Below are 16320 nucleotides of genomic sequence, written 5' to 3'. Positions count from 1 at the left end.
AAGGGACACCGTGACCCGGACCATCACCCCCCGACTGCGGAACCTGTTGCTGCTGCTCCTCGCCGTCACCGGCACGCTGCTCGCGGGGGCCGGCCCGGCCTCCGCGCACGCGGCGCTGACCGGCAGCGACCCCGCGCAGGGGGTGGTGGTCGCACAGCCGCCCGCCCGGGTGTCGCTCACCTTCTCCGAGAAGGTGGCGATGAACGAGGGCTCCCTGCGGGTCCTCGACCCCAAGGGCAGACCGGTGCAGACCGGCGCGCCCGCCAACGTGCGCGGCACGACCTACGCCGTGAACCTCGAAAGCGGCCTGGGCCAGGGCACCTACACGGTCACCTACCAGGTCGTCTCCGCCGACAGCCACCCCGTGGCCGGCGCCTACACCTTCTCCGTCGGGGCACCCTCGAAGACCGTGGTCCCCGACGCCGCGACGGCCGTGGGCGGCGGGATCGTCGGCGGCCTCTACGCCTTCGGGCGGTACGTGTCGTACGCCGGCTTCATCGTGCTCGCGGGCGGTACCGCCTTCGTACTGGTCTGCTGGCGGCGCGGCGCGGGCGTTCGGGCCCTGCAACGGCTGGTGGTCGGCGGCTGGCTGGCGCTGACCGCGGCCACCCTGTGGCTGCTGCTGCTGCGCGGCTCCTACACCACCACCGGCAAGCTCGCCGACGTCTTCGATCTCGGACTGCTCGGCCAGGTGCTCCAGACCAAGCCGGGCGCCGCGCTGGTCTCCCGGCTGCTCCTGCTCGCCGCCGCCGCGCTGTTCATCGCCGTGCTCTTCGGCTCCTACCAGCGGCGCGAGGAGGGCGCGGAGAAGCGGGACCTGACCTTCGGGCTGGGGATCGGGGGCGTGGTCGTGGCGGCCGGACTCGCGACCAGCTGGGCGGTGTCCGAGCACGCCTCGGTGGGGCTCCAGCCGGGCATCGCCATGCCGGTCGACGTCGTCCACCTGCTCGCCGTCGCCGCCTGGCTGGGCGGGCTCACCGCGCTCCTGGTCGCCCTGTACCGGGCGCCCGCCGGGATGCCGGTCGAGGCCGCGGCCGTGCGGCGCTTCTCCCGGCTGGCCTTCGGCTCCGTCCTCGTCCTCGTCGTCACCGGCGTCTACCAGTCCTGGCGCCAGCTCGGCTCCTGGTCCGCCTTCACCGGCACCCGCTACGGTCAGCTGCTGCTGGCCAAGATCGCCCTGGTGGCGCTCATGGTCGGCATCGCCTCGGCGTCCCGGCGCTGGACCGGACGGCTCACCGACCGGGCCGCGGGCGGCGCGGCGGCCGAGGAGGCGGAGACCGAGAAGGAGAGCGTCGCCGCCTCGACGGCCGCCGGACAGGACGCGAACGTGGCGGAGGACCACCCGGCGGACCCCGGCGACGCCCGGCGCGCCGCCCAGCTCGCCCGGCAGCGGGCCGCGATGGACACCGCCCGGCGCAAGCGGCTGCGCGACGGGGACACGGGACGCCACGGGCTGCGCCGCTCGGTGCTCGCCGAGGCCGCCGTCGCCGTCGTCCTGCTCGCCGTCACCACCGCGCTGACGCAGACCGAGTCCGGCCGCACCGAGCAGGAGGCCAGGGCCGCCACCTCGGCCGGCACCGCCACGACGGCCCCGAACGGCTCCCTGACCCTGCCCTTCGACACGGGCGGCGCCGACGGCAAGGGCGTGGTCTCCCTCGACCTCGACCCCGCCCGCGCGGGCACCAACCAGCTGCACCTCTTCGTCCGCAAGCCCGACGGCCGCCCCTTCGACGTCCCCGAGGTGAAGGTCGCCCTCACCCTGGAGGCGAAGAAGATCGGCCCGCTCGCCGTGACCGCCGAGCACATCACCACCGGTCACTGGTCCGCGGACTCGGTGCAGATCCCGATGGCCGGCGACTGGAAGGTCGCCGTCACCGTACGCACCTCCGACATCGACGAAGTGACCGTCTCCAAGAACGCGCAGATCGGCTGAACCAGACCATGACCGAACAGTCCATCCCGGCGGCCCGCACCCCCGAGGCCCCGGCGAACGCGGCCCGCGCCGAGGCGGGCGGCGTCTCCCGGCGCACCCTGCTCGGCACCGCGGGGGCCACCGGACTGGTGCTCGGCGCGGCGGGCGGCGCCATCGGCCGTGCCACCGCGCCCGCCCAGGCCACCCCGCTCACCTCCGTCGGCTCCGACCGGGCGATGTTTCACGGGAAACATCAGCCCGGCATCACCGAGGGGCTCCAGGCGTGCGGCCATCTCGTCGCCTTCGACCTGGTGGCGGGCGCGGGCCGCACGGAGGCGGCGGCCCTGCTGCGCCGCTGGTCGGCGACGGCCGAGCGGCTGATGGCGGGCGAGCCGGCGCCGCACGACGACACCGCCGTGGCACGCGACGCGGGCCCCTCCTCGCTGACCGTCACCTTCGGCTTCGGCCACGACTTCTTCTCCCGCACCGGCCTGGAGAAGCAGCGGCCCACCGCGCTCGACCCGCTGCCGGCCTTCTCCTCCGACCGCCTCGACAAGGCGCGCAGCGACGGCCAGCTGTTCGTGCAGATCGGCGCGAACGACGCCCTGGTCGCCTTCCACGCCCTGCGCGCGATCCAGAAGGACGCCGGTTCGGCCGCGCGGGTGCGCTGGCAGATGAACGGCTTCAACCGCACCCCGGGCGCCACCGCCCACCCGATGACGGCCCGCAACCTGATGGGCCAGATCGACGGCACCGGCAATCCGAAGCCGACGGACGCCGCCTTCGAGCAGCAGGTCTTCGTGCCCGCCTCGGGGGAGCCCGCGTGGATGGCGCACGGCTCCTACGCCGTCGTACGCCGGATCCGGATGCTGCTGGACGACTGGGAGAAGCTGTCGCAGACCGCCCAGGAGCAGGTCATCGGGCGCCGCAAGGCGGACGGGGCGCCGCTGACCGGGGGCGGGGAGACCAGCCCGATGGAGCTGGACAAGACCGACGCCCGGGGCGAGTACGTGATCCCGCTCACCGCGCACGCGCGGATCACCCGGCCGGACAAGAACGGCGGGGCGGCCATGCTGCGGCGCCCGTTCTCGTACCACGACGGCTTCGACGCGGACGGTACGCCGGACGCCGGTCTGCTCTTCGTCTGCTGGCAGGCCGATCCGCTGCGGGGCTTCGTGCCGGTGCAGCGCAAGCTCGACCGCGGCGACGCGCTGTCGCGGTTCATCCGGCACGAGGCGAGCGCGCTGTTCGCGGTGCCGGGCGGGGCCGCGAAGGGCGAGTACGTGGGGCAGCGGCTGCTGGAGGGCTGAGGCCGGACACCGGGCTGCCGGCGGACCCGACCCTTTAGCCGACGCCCTGTGCGCTCTGCGGACTTTCCGGGATCAAACCACCCGGTCGAGTGGCTGTCATGAGACGGCTGAGCCAGGACGGCCGACGGCCATTAGGGTGAGGACCATGCCAGCGAGCTATGCGTATCTCGGCCCGGAGGGCACCTTCACCGAGGTGGCCCTGCGGACGCTGCCGGAGGCGGCCACCCGGGAGCTGACCCCGTACGTGTCGGTGCAGTCCGCGCTGGACGCGGTGCGGGCCGGCGAGGCCGAGGCGGCGTTCGTGCCGATCGAGAACTCGGTCGAGGGCGGCATCACCGCCACCCTGGACGGTCTGGTCGCGGGCGAGCCGCTGACGATCTACCGCGAGGTGCTGCTCTCCATCACCTTCGCGCTGCTGGTCCGGCCGGGTACGCAGCTCGCGGACATCAAGACGGTCTCCGCCCACCCCGCGGCCCAGCCGCAGGTGCGCAACTGGCTCAAGGCCAACCTCCCGGACGCCGTCTGGGAGTCGGCGGCCTCCAACGCGGACGCCGCCCGGCTGGTCCAGGAGGGCCGCTACGACGCCGCCTTCGCCGGCGAGTTCGCCGCCGCCCGGTACGGCCTCGAGGCCCTGGAGACCGGGATCCACGACGCGGAGAACGCGCAGACCCGGTTCGTGCTGGTCGGCCGCCCGGCCCGGCCCGCCGCCCGGACCGGCGCCGACAAGACCTCGGTGGTGCTCTGGCAGCGCGCCGACCACCCCGGCGGACTGCGCGACCTGCTCGGCGAGTTCGCCTCGCGCGGCATCAACCTGATGCTGCTCCAGTCCCGGCCGACCGGCGCCGGGATCGGCAACTACTGCTTCTGCGTGGACGCCGAGGGCCACATCTCGGACCGGCGGATGGCGGAGGCGCTGACCGGCCTGAAGCGGATCTGCCGCGATGTGCGCTTCCTCGGCTCGTACCCGCGCGCCGACATGGAGCCGGGGGAGGCCGGGCCCGCGCAGACCGGGACCTCGGACGAGGAGTTCATGCGAGCGGCGGACTGGGTGGCGCGCTGCCAGGACGGTCGCTTCTAGCCAGTCCTACCTGCGTATCATCGTTATCCACAGGAGTTATCCACAGGTACCCTTCTCGACCTGGGGACAAGTCGACAGCACGGGGTGATCCAGTCGACAAATCGCCCCACGGCGCCCAGACGGGGCAACCATCACCTGACTCGCTCTTCGTCCACCCGTTTCCTTCGGTTCATCTTTTAGGACGACCGTTTTCCACCCGAAAGTGGGTCTCGATCCACTTTGACCGAGGAATTCTGCACGCCCACTCATCGCCCCGGAGAGTTCCGGAGTGATCAATTCCAGCATCCACAGCTCTTCCCCACACCCTGTGGATAACTCTTCCGAGGGTGTGGATTTCTGTGGACAACCGGGCCCCCAAATCCCGTTCTCCACAAGGAAATCCGGTCAACAGGGCGCCCGTGGCCTGCCCCGTCCCAGGGAGTGAGACACTTTCCCTTGACACGGCTGGCAATTAGCGCATAACGCACCGTAAGCCGCAAATCCAAGCGCGCCGGAATAGTGATTCGTGAGCGACAACCCGGCACCGGTAGCCTTGGCCCTGTGATTGACCTTCGCCTGCTCCGTGAGGACCCCGACCGTGTGCGCGCGTCCCAGCGCGCCCGTGGAGAGGACGTCGCGCTCGTCGACTCCCTCCTGTCTGCCGACGAGCGGCGCAGGTCCTCCGGCGTCCGCTTCGACGAACTGCGCGCCGAGCAGAAGCAGCTCGGCAAGCAGATCCCCAAGGCCACCGGTGACGAGAAGGCCGAACTGCTCAAGCGCGCCGAGCAGCTGAAGGCCGACGTCAAGGCCGCCGACGCCGAGCGCGACGCGGCCGACGCCGAGACCCAGGAGCTGCTGCTCCGGCTCGGCAACCTCGTCCACCCCGACGTCCCGGTCGGCGGCGAGGAGGACTTCGTCACCCTGGAGACGCACGGCACCATCCGCGACTTCGGCGCCGAGGGCTTCGAGCCCAAGGACCACCTGGAGCTGGGCCAGCGGCTCGGCGCGATCGACGTCGAGCGCGGCGCCAAGGTCTCCGGCTCCCGCTTCTACTTCCTCACCGGCGTCGGCGCCCTGCTGGAGCTGGCCCTGGTGAACGCGGCGATGGCCCAGGCCACCGCGGCCGGCTTCACCCCGATGCTCACCCCGGCGCTGGTCCGCCCGCAGTCCATGGCCGGCACCGGCTTCCTCGGCCAGGCCGCGCAGGACGTCTACCACCTGGACAAGGACGACCTGTACCTGGTCGGCACCTCCGAGGTGGCGCTCGCGGCCTACCACATGGACGAGATCATCGACGCCGACAAGCTGCCGCTGCGGTACGCGGGCTTCTCGCCCTGCTTCCGCCGCGAGGCCGGCTCGCACGGCAAGGACACCCGGGGCATCTTCCGCGTCCACCAGTTCGACAAGGTCGAGATGTTCTCGTACGTCGCCCCGGAGGACTCCCAGGCGGAGCACCAGCGCCTGCTGGACTGGGAGAAGCAGTGGCTGACCTCGCTGGAGCTGCCGTTCCGGGTGATCGACGTCGCCTCCGGTGACCTCGGCTCCTCGGCCGCCCGCAAGTTCGACTGCGAGGCGTGGATCCCGACCCAGGGCAAGTACCGCGAGCTGACCTCGACCTCGGACTGCACCGAGTTCCAGTCCCGCCGGCTGTCCATCCGGGTCCGCGACGGCAAGCAGGTCAAGCCGCTCGCCACGCTCAACGGCACGCTGTGCGCCGTACCGCGCACCATCGTGGCGATCCTGGAGAACCACCAGCAGGCCGACGGCTCCGTCCGGGTCCCCGAGGTGCTGCGCCCCTACCTGGGCGGCCGGGAGGTCCTGGAGCCGGTGGCCAAGTGAGCTTCCCCTACGGGATCGTCGCCACCGACCTCGACGGGACGCTGCTGCGCTCCGACGGATCCGTCTCCCAGCGCACCCGTGACGCGCTCGCCGCGGCCACCGCGGCGGGCGCGGCCCACATCGTCGTCACCGGCCGGGCCGTCCCCTGGACCCGGCACGTCCTGGACGACCTCGGCTACGACGGCCTCGCCGTCTGCGGCCAGGGCGCTCAGGTCTACGACGCGGGCGCGCACCGCCTGCTGACCTCGGTCACCCTGGACCGGCAGCTGGCCGGGGTCGCCCTCGCCAAGATCGAGGCGGAGGTCGGCCCGCTGCATCTGGCGGCCAGCCGGGACGGGCTGGACGGCGAGGTGCTCGTGGGCCCGGGGTACGCGGTCGCGGGCCCGCTGCCCGCCGTACCCTTCACGGACGCGTCCGATCTCTGGGCCGCCCCGCTGAACAAGATCTACATACAGCATCCGACGCTCGGGGACGACGAGCTGGCCCAGGCCGCGCGCCAGGCGGCGGGCGGGTTCGTCAGCGTCGCCATGGCCGGCGCGGGGATCGTGGAACTCCTGCCGCTCGGCCTGTCCAAGGCCACGGGTCTCTCGCTGGCCGCGCGCCGTCTCGGCCTGCGGGCCGCGGACACGATCGCCTTCGGCGACATGCCGAACGACATCCCCATGTTCGCCTGGGCATCCCGGGGCGTGGCCATGGCCAACGCCCACGAGGAGGTCAAGGCGGTGGCCGACGAGGTGACGACCTCCAACGAGGAGGACGGCATCGCGGCGGTCCTGGAGACCCTGCTGGGATGACGGCCCGGCCCCCACAGGGGCCGCCGCCACGGCCGGTCGCGCACGGCGATGCGCCTCGCGTCATCCGCGGGGCGCCTCAGTCGCCCCTTCTGCGCCTGCGCCGACGCCTCGCCTTGCTGAAGAACCACCCCGCGGGCGGCTGGTCCGAGCGCCACGGCTGGGGCTCGGGGGCCTCGGCGCGCCAACGCGCGGCCAGCATCCGCGCCCGGGCGGACGGCTCGGAGGCCTCCGCGGCACGGACGAAGGCCTCGTCCAGGACCAGCCCCTCAAAGGCGTCCCCCTCGAACCCCCCGCCCCCGCCCGGCGTCTCCTCCGCCATCCCCGGCCTCCTCACATACGTCCGGTTTGCCCAGTGTGCCCGGACGGGGATGAAGTCCCCGTCAAGAGGGCGGCGGGGTACTCACTCCTCCCCGGCGAGCTTCAGCGACCGCAGCTTCTGGCCGGCGTACCAGGTGGCCAGCACCGTCACCGCCACCAGCAGCACGACGGCCGTGGTCAGGCCGACGTCGGACGTGATCAGGTCGCCCCCGGCCACCTTGTGCGCGACGGCCAGCGACCACTGCTGGACGCTCAGCGTGCGCGCCCCGGGCACCAGGGAGCCGAACAGCGCCTCCCAGACCAGCGCGTACACCAGGCCGAAGACCACGGCGTGCCGCGAGACCGTGCCGAGCAGCAGGAACAGCGCCGAGTAGGCGATGGAGGCGACCAGCGCGGCGATCGTGTAGGCGACGGCGACCTGCTGGCCGTTGCCGTTCAGGATCAGCCCGGCGATCATCGTCGGCACCGCCGAGAACACCATGGTCACGGCGATGGCCACGATCAGCTTGGTGAAGATGATCGTCGGCCGCTTCAGCGGCTTGGCCAGCAGGTAGACGACGGAGCCGTCGTCGATCTCCGGGCCGATGGCGCCCGTGCCCGCGATGACGCCGATGATCGGCACCATCGTGGCGATGGCGAACCCGCCGAGCACGTCGGCGGCCGTCTGGTCGTCGGCGCCGCTGAGGGCGCGGACGGCCACGGAGATCACGATGAGCAGCAGCGGCAGCGCGCCGAGGATGAGGGCCCGGCGACGGCCGAGCAGGGCCCGGTAGGTGAGCCGGGCGACGGTGGGGTCGTACATCTTCGGCCTCCTACGCCGCGACCAGGTACGAGAAGACGGACTCCAGGGACTCGTCCGACGGCGAGACCGTGAGCAGCCGGATGCCGTGGTCCCTGGCGACCTTCGGCAGCAGGGTGGTGAAGCGGCCGAAGTCGACGGCCTGGACGCGCAGCGCGCCCTCGGCGTGGTCGACCTCGATGCCGGAGGTGGACGGATCGGCGATCAGCGCGGCCGCGAGGGCGCGGTCGTCGCTGGAGCGCACCAGGTAGCGGTGCGGCCGGTCGGTCATCAGCCGGCGGATCTTGCGGTAGTCGCCGCTGGCCGCGTGCCGTCCGGCGACGACGACCTCGATGTGCCGGGCGAGCTGCTCGACCTCTTCGAGGATGTGCGAGGAGAACAGCACGGTGCGGCCCTCGTCGCCCATCCTGCGCAGCAGGTCCATCAGCTGCATGCGCTGGCGCGGGTCCATGCCGTTGAACGGCTCGTCCAGCAGCAGCAGCGACGGGTCGTGCACCAGGGCGCTCGCCATCTTCACGCGCTGGCGCATGCCCTTGGAGTAGGTGGCGATCCTGCGGTCCTGGGCGTACTCCATCTCGACCGTGGCGAGGGCCCGCTGGGCGGCCTTGTCGCCGAGGCCGTGCAGCTCGGCGTTGGCGACGACGAACTCGCGTCCGGTGAGGAAGTCGTACATCGCCTCCCGCTCGGGGACGATGCCGATGTGCCGGTAGATCTGCTCGTTGCGCCACACCGGCTGCCCGTCGAGGGTGACGGTGCCCGTGGACGGGGCGAGGAAGCCGCCCATCATGTTGATCAGGGTGGACTTCCCGGCGCCGTTCGGGCCGAGCAGACCGGTCACCCCGGGGCCGATGGTCATGGTGATGTCGTTGACGGCGACCACGTTGCCGAACCAGCGCGAGACGTGGTCGATGCTGAGGGTCGTCACAGTCCCACCTTCTTGTAGCGGCGCAGCAGCAGGCCGTAGCTGCCGGCGATCAGTGCGAGGGTGACGAGGGCGGCGACCGCGCCCTCCCCGGTCGAGGGGGCGACCCCGCCGGGGGCCCGGGTGGTCGCGCCCAGGAAGGCGGACTGGACGCCGTCGATCAGGGTGACCGGCGAGAACAGGCCGATCCACGGGACGGCGCCGTCATGCCCCTGCGTGCTGGCGATGGCCTGGAGGGTGGACACCGCCCCGTAGGAGATGACCAGTACGGCGATCACGGCGGCGATGCCGAAGCCGCGGCGCGGGGTGACGGCGGCGATGACCAGGCCGATGCCGGCGAAGAGCAGGGAGAGCAGGGCCACGGAGACCAGTCCCTCGGCGAATTCCTTCGTCTGGTGGGCGAAGCCCAGCTTGGACAGCAGCGCCCCCACGTACATCACCAGCAGGGGGGCGGCGGTGAGGATGAAGATCGCCGAGGCGAGCGCGGCGAACTTGGCGCGGACGTAGTCGGCGGTCTCGATGGGCCGCGAGAAGTACAGCGGCACCGTCTTGAAGCGCAGGTCGCGCGAGACGGCCTGGGGCGCCTGCGAGGCGACGTACAGGCTGATCACGGCCTGCATCATGATCGCGTAGCGGGTGTAGCCGACCGGCAGTTCGTGCGCCTTGGTGGCGACGGCGACGGCCACCATGATGGCGGCGGGCACGCACATCACCGCGAACAGCAGCATCGGCAGCACCTTGGACTTCACCGAGCGGCCGAGGCCGTAGGCGCCGCGCAGGGACTGCGAGTACAGGGAGCGGCGGGCGTAGGCGCGGCCGAGGCGCGGGCCGTCGTAACCGCGGTAGCCGATGTCGTGGATACGGGTCGTCTCGCCCGTGAGGGGCTGCTCAACCGCCATGACCGACGGCCTCCTTCCGCTGCTCGTCGGCGCCGCCGGCCGTGAACACCTCGGCGATGTGGTGCCGGCGCTGCTCCATCCGGATCAGTCCGAGCCCGAGGTCGGCGACCACGTCGCGCACCAGGTCGTACGTCTGCTCGCCGGCCGCGGTGAGCAGCAGGATGTGGCCCGCGCCGGGCAGGCCCGCGCCCTCGTGGGCGACCTCCACCCCGCGCGCGGCCAGCGCCTCGCGCACCGCCCGGGTGCCGTCGGGGTGGGCGTCGCTGTCGGTGACCTCGATCGCGAGAGTGGTCGTGGTCTGGGTGAAGTCGGTGGTGGAGCTGGAGCGCAGCAGTTTGCCGCCGTCGATGACGACCACGTGCTCGCAGGTCCGCTCCAGCTCGCCCAGCAGGTGCGAGGTGACCAGGACGGAGATGCCGAAGTCGGAGTGGACCCGGCGGATCAGGCCGAGCATCTCGTCCCGGCCGACCGGGTCGAGGCCGTTGGTCGGCTCGTCCAGGAAGACCAGCTTGGGGTCGTGCACCAGGGCCTGCGCGAGCTTCACACGCTGCTTCATGCCGGTGGAGTAACCGCCGATGGGGCGGTAGCGCTCCTCGTAGAGGCCGACGTGGCGCAGGATGTCCGCGGTGCGCTCGCGCGCGGCGGTGGGCGGCAGCCCCGACATCCGCGCCATGTGCACGACGAACTCGGTGGCCGAGACGTCCGGCGGCAGGCAGTCGTGCTCGGGCATGTAGCCGACGCGCTCGCGGATGGCGGCGCCCTCGGTGGCGATGTCCAGTCCGAGCACCCGGGCGCTGCCCTCGGTGGCGGGGGACAGCCCCAGCAGGATCTTGATCAGGGTGGACTTGCCGGCGCCGTTGGCCCCGACGAGTCCGGTCACACCGGCCCCGATGTCCACGGACAGCCGGTCGAGCGCGGTCACCCGGGGGAACCGCTTGCTCAGGCTTTCGGTCGCGATCACAGTCACCCACCCGACGTTAGTGATCCCGGCCACGCCGGTCGTCAGACCACAGAGCCGTCTTGGGGTCAGCCCCAGGTATTACGCATCCCTAGGGGGCGCCCTGCCTCAGGGCCGTCCGGAGTCCCTCCGGGGCCCGCACTCCCGCCTATTGACGCCACCTCTAACAACTGCGAGATTCACGTACGTCAAGTTACGGACGCGTACCGCAGCCGACAGGCGAGTCGGCCGGACAACGGGACGAGGCGGCATGACGACGGCAGTGAGCAGCGAACTCCCCGTGGAGCTGCGGGGATTCAGGCGGGTGCAGCGCCTCGCCTACGAGTGCGCGGAGGCGGTCGCGGCCCGGCTGGAGCCAGGGGTGACCGAGCGCGAGGCGGCGCGGATGCAGCGGGAATGGCTGCGCGAGCGCGGGGTGCGGGACTGGTTCCACCTGCCGTTCGCCTGGTTCGGGGACCGTACGGCGTTCGTGGATTTCCGCGTCCCGCTCCAGTTCTTCCCCACCGACCGCGAGCTGGCGCCCGGGATGCCGTTCATCCTGGACATGGCCCCGGTCCACGAGGGATACACGGCGGACATCGGCTACGCGGGCTCCCTGGGAGCGAACCCGGTGCAGGACCGGCTGCTGGCCGATCTGGAGGCGCACCGGGAGCTGATCCTGGGCGAGGTGCGCGAGCGGCGCTCCCTGCGCGAGATCTACGAGGACGTGGACCGGCTGATGGTCCGCCAGGGCTACGCCAACCGGCACCGCGCCTACCCCTTCGGGGTGATCGCCCACAAGGTGGACCGGGTGAAGGAGCGTCGCTGGGCGCCCCAGCTGTTCGGCTTCGGCACGCAGTCCCTGAAGGGCCTGTTCTCGGACGCGCTGCACGGCCACCGCGAGGGCTGGTCGCCCCTGTGGTCGCCGTACCGCTTCTCGGACCACCCGCCGCGGCCGGGCCTGTGGGCGGTCGAACCCCACCTCGGTTTCCGGGGCACCGGCGCGAAGTTCGAGGAGATCCTCGTGGTCACCGACTCGAAGGACCCCGAGGAGAGCGCCTTCTGGCTGGACGACGATCTGCCGCACGTGCGGCGCTGGGCGGAGGAGAAGTGACGACCCTGAAGGACGCGCGCGAGCGCACGGTACGGACCGGCGGGATCCAGCTCAGCGTGGCCGAACTCGGCGACCCGCGGCAGCCGACGGTGGTCCTGGTGCACGGCTACCCGGACAACAAGGAGGTGTGGTCCGAGATCGCCCCGCGCCTCGCGGACCGCTTCCACGTGGTCCTCTACGACGTCCGGGGCCACGGCCGCTCCACGGCGCCGAAGCCGCTGCGCGGCGGCTTCACCCTCGCCAAGCTCACCGACGACTTCCTGGCCGTCGTGGACGAGGTCAGCCCGGACCGACCGGTGCACCTGGTCGGCCACGACTGGGGCTCGGTGCAGTCCTGGGAGTTCGTCACGGTCGCCCGCACCGAGGGCCGCATCGCCTCCTTCACCTCCGTCTCCGGGCCGTCCCTGGACCACTTCGGGCACTGGATCAACGACCGCCTCAGGCGCCCGACGCCCCGCCGCGTGGGCCAGCTCCTCGGGCAGGGCGCCAAGTCCTGGTACGTGGGCATGCTGCACACCCCGGCCCTGCCGGAGCTGGCCTGGCGCGGCCCGCTCGGCAAGCGCTGGCCGCGGATCCTGGAGAAGACCGAACAGGTCTCCGGCGGCGACTACCCGACCCCCTCCCTGTCCTCCGACGCGGCCCACGGCGCCTGGCTGTACCGGGACAACGTGCGCGCCCGGCTGCGCCGGCCCCGGCCGGACGCCCACGCGCACGCGCCGGTGCAGCTGATCGTCCCCGAGGGTGACGCGTTCCTCTCCGCGCGGCTCTACGACGACCTGGAGCGGTGGGTGCCCCGGCTGACCCGGCGCACGATCGCGGCGAAGCACTGGGTCCCGCGCACCCGGCCCGACCAGCTGACCGCGTGGATCGAGGAGTTCGTGATGTCCGTCGAGGGCGGCCGCCCCGCGCCGGTGACCGCCACCGGCGCGCACGCCGCCCGGTTCGCCGGGCAGCTGGTGCTGATCACCGGCGCGGGCGGCGGGATCGGGCGGGCGACGGCGTTCGCGTTCGCGGAGGCGGGCGCGCGGCTGATCGCCGTCGACCGGGACGCGGAGGCCGCGGCCCGCACCGCCGAACTGGCCCGGCTGATCGGCGCGCCCGAGGCCTGGGCGGAGACGGCGGACGTCTCCGACGAGCAGGCCATGGAGAAGCTCGCCGAGCGGGTGCACCGTGCGTACGGCGTGCTGGACGTGCTGGTCAACAACGCCGGCATCGGTCTGTCCGGCTCCTTCTTCGACACGACGACCGAGGACTGGCGCACCGTCCTCGACGTCAACCTGTGGGGCGTGATCCACGGCTGCCGGCTCTTCGGGGCGCGGATGGCCGAGCGCGGACAGGGCGGCCACATCGTCAACATCGCGTCGGCGGCCGCCTACCAGCCGTCCCGGATCCTGCCCGCCTACAGCACCTCCAAGGCGGCGGTCCTGATGCTGTCGGAGTGCCTGCGCGCGGAACTCGCCTCGCGGTCCATCGGCGTGACGGCGATCTGCCCCGGCATCGTCAACACCGGCATCACCTCCACGGCCCGCTTCGCCGGTGTCGACGCGGAGGAGGAGGCCCGCCGCCGGAAGAACTCGGCCCGCCTGTACGGCCTGCGCAACTACCCGCCGGAGAAGGTGGCCTCCGCCGTCCTGGACGCGATCGCGGACAACAAGCCGCTGGTGCCGGTGACCCCGGAGTCACGGGTGGCGCACGCCTTGTCGCGGGTGCTGCCGGGGGCGCTGCGACGGCTGGCGCGGGTGGAGCCGAAGGTGTGAGACGGGTGGTCGCGGGGAGCGCGCCGTGGAGCGGGCTCCCCACAACCACCCTCATCCCCGGGCCAGTTGTCCACAGTTTCGTCAATTCCCCTGTGGATAACCCCGGTTGTCTGTGGACCAAACCTCTCCGCGGAAAACAACCTGCGTGATCCGTGTCTCCCCCACATCCTGGGGACATGGACGAACAACGCACCATCAGGGTGTCCAAATACCTCTCCAGACACCTCCGTCACCAGCCCGACCGGATCGGCCTCACCCTCGATGCCGCCGGCTGGGCCGACATCGACGAGCTGATCACCGCGGCGGCCCGCCACGGCTTCCCCGTCACCCGCGAAGAACTGGCCCACGTGGTCGAGGCCAACGACAAACGGCGCTTCACGATCGACGGCACCAGGATCCGCGCCGCCCAGGGCCACAGCGTCCCCGTGGACCTCGGCCTGCCCCCGGCCACCCCGCCGCCGTACCTCTACCACGGCACCGTCCCCGGCGCCCTGCCGGCGATCAGGGCGGAGGGACTGAAGCCCATGGGCCGGCACGCCGTCCACCTGTCCGCCGACCGCGCCACCGCCACCCGGGTCGGCGCCCGCCGCGGCCGCCCCGTCGTCCTCACCGTGGACGCCGCCGCCATGCACCGGGACGGCCACGTCTTCCACCGCAGCGCCAACGGTGTCTGGCTGACCGCCGCCGTCCCCCCGCGCCACCTGCGCTTCCCGGGCCCCCACTGACCCGCCCCGCACCACACCGCCCCACCGCTTACCCTCGAACGCATGAGTCTGCGTCTGAGCACCGTGATCCTGCCGTACCGCCGCTGGCACGAGGGCGGCCGCGCGGCCTGGGTGCGCGCCGAGCAGCTGGGCTTCCACACCGCGTACACCTACGACCACCTCTCCTGGCGCAGCTTCCGCGACGGCCCCTGGTTCGGCGCCGTCCCCACCCTGACCGCCGCCGCGGCCGCCACCGAGCGACTGCGCCTCGGCACGCTGGTCACCTCCCCGAACTTCCGGCACCCGGTCACCCTCGCCAAGGAACTGATCTCCCTGGACGACATCTCCGGCGGCCGCGTGACCCTCGGCATCGGCGCGGGCGGCACCGGCTTCGACGCCACCGCCCTCGGCCAGGAACCCTGGACCCCGCGCGAGCGCGCCGACCGGCTCGCCGAGTTCGTGCCGCTGCTCGACCGGCTGCTCACCGAGGACGCGGTGTCGCACGAGGGCCGCTTCTACTCGGCGCACGAGGCGCGCAACATCCCGGGCTGCGTGCAGCGCCCCCGGCTGCCGTTCGCGGTGGCCGCCACCGGCCCGCGCGGGCTGCGGCTCGCCGCGCGCCACGGCCAGGCCTGGGTGACCACCGGCGATCCGAAGCTGTACGAGTCCGGCACCCCGGAGCAGTCCGTCGAGGCCCTGCGCGGCCAGCTCGCCAAGCTGGCCGACGCCTGCGCGGAGGCCGGCCGGGACGTCACCGGCCTGGACAAGGTCCTGCTCACCGGCTTCACCCCGGACCGCGGCCGCCCGCTGAGCTCGCTGGACGCGTTCGTTGACTTCGCCGGCCGGCACCGGGAGCTGGGCTTCACCGAGATCGTCGTCCACTGGCCCATCCCCGACTCCGACTTCGCCGCCGACCAGAAGGTCTTCGAGCGGATCGCCATGGAGGCCCTCGCCCAGCTGGACTGATGTGACCGGAGACACCTCGTGGGGTCCCAGGGACGCCCAGAGCGTCATCTGCGTCTCATCTGTGCACAGTTCCGCACGCCCGTGCGGGCATATGCGCGAGAATGACCGGATGACCTCAGCGACCAGGCAACCCGGGACCCCCGCCGCCGCGATCCGCCCGCGGCTGATCGCCACCGACCTCGACGGCACCCTGCTGCACGACGACAAGTCGGTCTCCCCGCGCACCGTCGCCGCCCTGGCCGCCGCCGAGGAGGCGGGCATCGAGGTCTTCTTCGTCACCGGCCGCCCGGCCCGCTGGATGGACGTCGTCAGCGACCACGTCCACGGGCACGGCCTGGCCATCTGCGGCAACGGCGCCGCCGTGGTCGATCTGCACGGCGGCCCCGGCGCCCACCGCTTCGTCAAGGTGCGCGAGCTGGCGCGGGACAACGCCCTGGACGCGGTACGCCTGCTGCGCGAGGCCGCGCCCGGCACCAAGTTCGCGGTCGAGCAGACCTACGGCTTCCACCAGGAGCCGGACTACCCCAAGCTGTTCGTCGAGAAGCCGGACAACCTGCTGCCCGCCGAGGAACTGCTCGCGGCCGACGGCCCGACCGCCGACCAGCCCGTGCTCAAGATCCTCGCCCACCACGCCTCGCTCGACCCCGACGCGTTCCTCACCCTGGCCCGGCTGACCGTCGGCGAGCGCGCCACCGTCACCCGGTCCAGCCCCAGCGCCCTGCTGGAGCTGAGCGGCCCCGGCGTCTCCAAGGCCAGCACGCTCGCCCTGTGCTGCGCGGAACGCGGCATCTCCCACGAGGAGGTCGTCGCCTTCGGGGACATGCCCAACGACATCGAGATGCTGACCTGGGCCGGCCAGTCGTACGCCATGGGCAACGCCCACCCCGACGCCATCGCCGCCGCGACCGGCCGGGCGCCCGCCAACACCGAGGACGGCGTGGCGATCGTGATCGAGCAGTTGCTCGCCCGGCACACCTAGCCGAGCCGTGCGA

At 72.4% G+C, this 16320-nt stretch carries 15 protein-coding genes; 10 read left to right on the top strand and 5 right to left on the bottom strand.

The window, feature by feature from the left end:
• Positions 1-10: 10 nt before the first annotated feature.
• The 5 genes from BLW85_RS20285 to BLW85_RS20265 all read left to right on the top strand — a co-directional run bounded on the left by BLW85_RS20285 (position 11) and on the right by BLW85_RS20265 (position 6912).
• Positions 11-1933, top strand: a complete 1923-nt coding sequence (locus tag BLW85_RS20285) for a copper resistance CopC/CopD family protein (protein ID WP_074992789.1) — start codon at positions 11-13, stop codon at positions 1931-1933.
• Between the two features lie 8 nt (positions 1934-1941).
• The gene (gene efeB, locus BLW85_RS20280; RefSeq protein ID WP_074992788.1) at positions 1942-3222 is read left to right on the top strand and encodes an iron uptake transporter deferrochelatase/peroxidase subunit; all 1281 of its coding nucleotides are present in this window, start codon (positions 1942-1944) and stop codon (positions 3220-3222) included.
• A gap of 145 nt (positions 3223-3367) precedes the next feature.
• The gene (pheA, locus tag BLW85_RS20275; RefSeq protein ID WP_070028794.1) at positions 3368-4300 is read left to right on the top strand and encodes a prephenate dehydratase; all 933 of its coding nucleotides are present in this window, start codon (positions 3368-3370) and stop codon (positions 4298-4300) included.
• 540 nt (positions 4301-4840) lie between these two features.
• The gene (serS, locus tag BLW85_RS20270) at positions 4841-6118 is read left to right on the top strand and encodes a serine--tRNA ligase (protein ID WP_070028795.1); all 1278 of its coding nucleotides are present in this window, start codon (positions 4841-4843) and stop codon (positions 6116-6118) included.
• Positions 6115-6912, top strand: a complete 798-nt coding sequence (locus BLW85_RS20265) for an HAD family hydrolase (protein WP_070028796.1) — start codon at positions 6115-6117, stop codon at positions 6910-6912. The genes serS and BLW85_RS20265 overlap by 4 nt, the downstream gene beginning before the upstream one ends.
• A 76-nt stretch (positions 6913-6988) precedes the next feature.
• Here BLW85_RS20265 and BLW85_RS20260 read toward each other — a convergent pair whose 3' ends face one another.
• The 5 genes from BLW85_RS20260 to BLW85_RS20240 form a co-directional block, all read right to left on the bottom strand.
• Positions 6989-7231 (bottom strand): SGM_3592 family protein, encoded by a 243-nt coding sequence (locus BLW85_RS20260; protein WP_070028797.1) that lies wholly within the window; start codon positions 7229-7231, stop codon positions 6989-6991.
• A gap of 81 nt (positions 7232-7312) precedes the next feature.
• Positions 7313-8032, bottom strand: coding sequence for an ABC transporter permease subunit (locus tag BLW85_RS20255; protein WP_070028798.1), 720 nt, complete (start codon positions 8030-8032; stop codon positions 7313-7315).
• 10 nt (positions 8033-8042) lie between these two features.
• Positions 8043-8954 (bottom strand): ABC transporter ATP-binding protein, encoded by a 912-nt coding sequence (locus BLW85_RS20250; protein WP_070028799.1) that lies wholly within the window; start codon positions 8952-8954, stop codon positions 8043-8045.
• Positions 8951-9850 carry a hypothetical protein gene (locus BLW85_RS20245; protein ID WP_070028800.1) on the bottom strand — a complete coding sequence of 300 codons (900 nt, stop codon included), beginning with the start codon at positions 9848-9850 and terminating at the stop codon, positions 8951-8953. The genes BLW85_RS20250 and BLW85_RS20245 overlap by 4 nt, the downstream gene beginning before the upstream one ends.
• Positions 9840-10811 carry an ABC transporter ATP-binding protein gene (locus BLW85_RS20240; RefSeq protein WP_074992787.1) on the bottom strand — a complete coding sequence of 324 codons (972 nt, stop codon included), beginning with the start codon at positions 10809-10811 and terminating at the stop codon, positions 9840-9842. Before BLW85_RS20240 ends, BLW85_RS20245 begins: the two co-directional genes overlap by 11 nt.
• Positions 10812-11058: 247 nt before the next feature.
• Here BLW85_RS20240 and BLW85_RS20235 point away from each other — a divergent pair, with 247 nt between their 5' ends.
• From BLW85_RS20235 to BLW85_RS20215, 5 genes are all read left to right on the top strand, one after another.
• Positions 11059-11901 carry a M24 family metallopeptidase gene (locus BLW85_RS20235; RefSeq protein WP_074992786.1) on the top strand — a complete coding sequence of 281 codons (843 nt, stop codon included), beginning with the start codon at positions 11059-11061 and terminating at the stop codon, positions 11899-11901.
• Entirely contained in the window at positions 11898-13658 is a 1761-nt protein-coding gene (locus BLW85_RS20230) for an SDR family oxidoreductase (protein WP_107409149.1), read from the top strand. The genes BLW85_RS20235 and BLW85_RS20230 overlap by 4 nt, the downstream gene beginning before the upstream one ends.
• 176 nt (positions 13659-13834) lie before the next feature.
• The gene (locus BLW85_RS20225) at positions 13835-14383 is read left to right on the top strand and encodes an RNA 2'-phosphotransferase (protein ID WP_074992785.1); all 549 of its coding nucleotides are present in this window, start codon (positions 13835-13837) and stop codon (positions 14381-14383) included.
• Positions 14384-14425: 42 nt separating this feature from the next.
• A complete protein-coding gene (locus tag BLW85_RS20220) occupies positions 14426-15328 on the top strand; it encodes an LLM class flavin-dependent oxidoreductase (RefSeq protein WP_107409148.1) in 903 nt (300 codons plus the stop codon).
• Positions 15329-15437: 109 nt separating this feature from the next.
• Complete coding sequence (locus BLW85_RS20215; RefSeq protein WP_074992784.1) at positions 15438-16307, top strand: HAD-IIB family hydrolase; 870 nt, start codon at positions 15438-15440, stop codon at positions 16305-16307.
• The last annotated feature ends 13 nt before the right edge of the window (positions 16308-16320 follow it).

This window comes from Streptomyces misionensis, assembly GCF_900104815.1.
Taxonomy (GTDB): domain Bacteria; phylum Actinomycetota; class Actinomycetes; order Streptomycetales; family Streptomycetaceae; genus Streptomyces; species Streptomyces misionensis.
The sequence above is the reverse complement of the archived record's forward strand: the minus strand, read 5'-3'. Positions and strand labels throughout refer to the sequence as shown.

Bases quoted from the DNA above. Each gene is read 5' to 3' on its own strand.
- BLW85_RS20260 (WP_070028797.1), bottom strand. From the start codon at position 7,231: ATGGCGGAGGAGACGCCGGGCGGGGGCGGGGGGTTCGAGGGGGACGCC.
- BLW85_RS20235 (WP_074992786.1), top strand. From the start codon at position 11,059: ATGACGACGGCAGTGAGCAGCGAACTCCCCGTGGAGCTGCGGGGATTC.
- efeB (WP_074992788.1), top strand. From the start codon at position 1,942: ATGACCGAACAGTCCATCCCGGCGGCCCGCACCCCCGAGGCCCCGGCG.
- BLW85_RS20220 (WP_107409148.1), top strand. From the start codon at position 14,426: ATGAGTCTGCGTCTGAGCACCGTGATCCTGCCGTACCGCCGCTGGCAC.
- pheA (WP_070028794.1), top strand. From the start codon at position 3,368: ATGCCAGCGAGCTATGCGTATCTCGGCCCGGAGGGCACCTTCACCGAG.
- BLW85_RS20255 (WP_070028798.1), bottom strand. From the start codon at position 8,032: ATGTACGACCCCACCGTCGCCCGGCTCACCTACCGGGCCCTGCTCGGC.
- BLW85_RS20215 (WP_074992784.1), top strand. From the start codon at position 15,438: ATGACCTCAGCGACCAGGCAACCCGGGACCCCCGCCGCCGCGATCCGC.
- BLW85_RS20225 (WP_074992785.1), top strand. From the start codon at position 13,835: ATGGACGAACAACGCACCATCAGGGTGTCCAAATACCTCTCCAGACAC.
- BLW85_RS20245 (WP_070028800.1), bottom strand. From the start codon at position 9,850: ATGGCGGTTGAGCAGCCCCTCACGGGCGAGACGACCCGTATCCACGAC.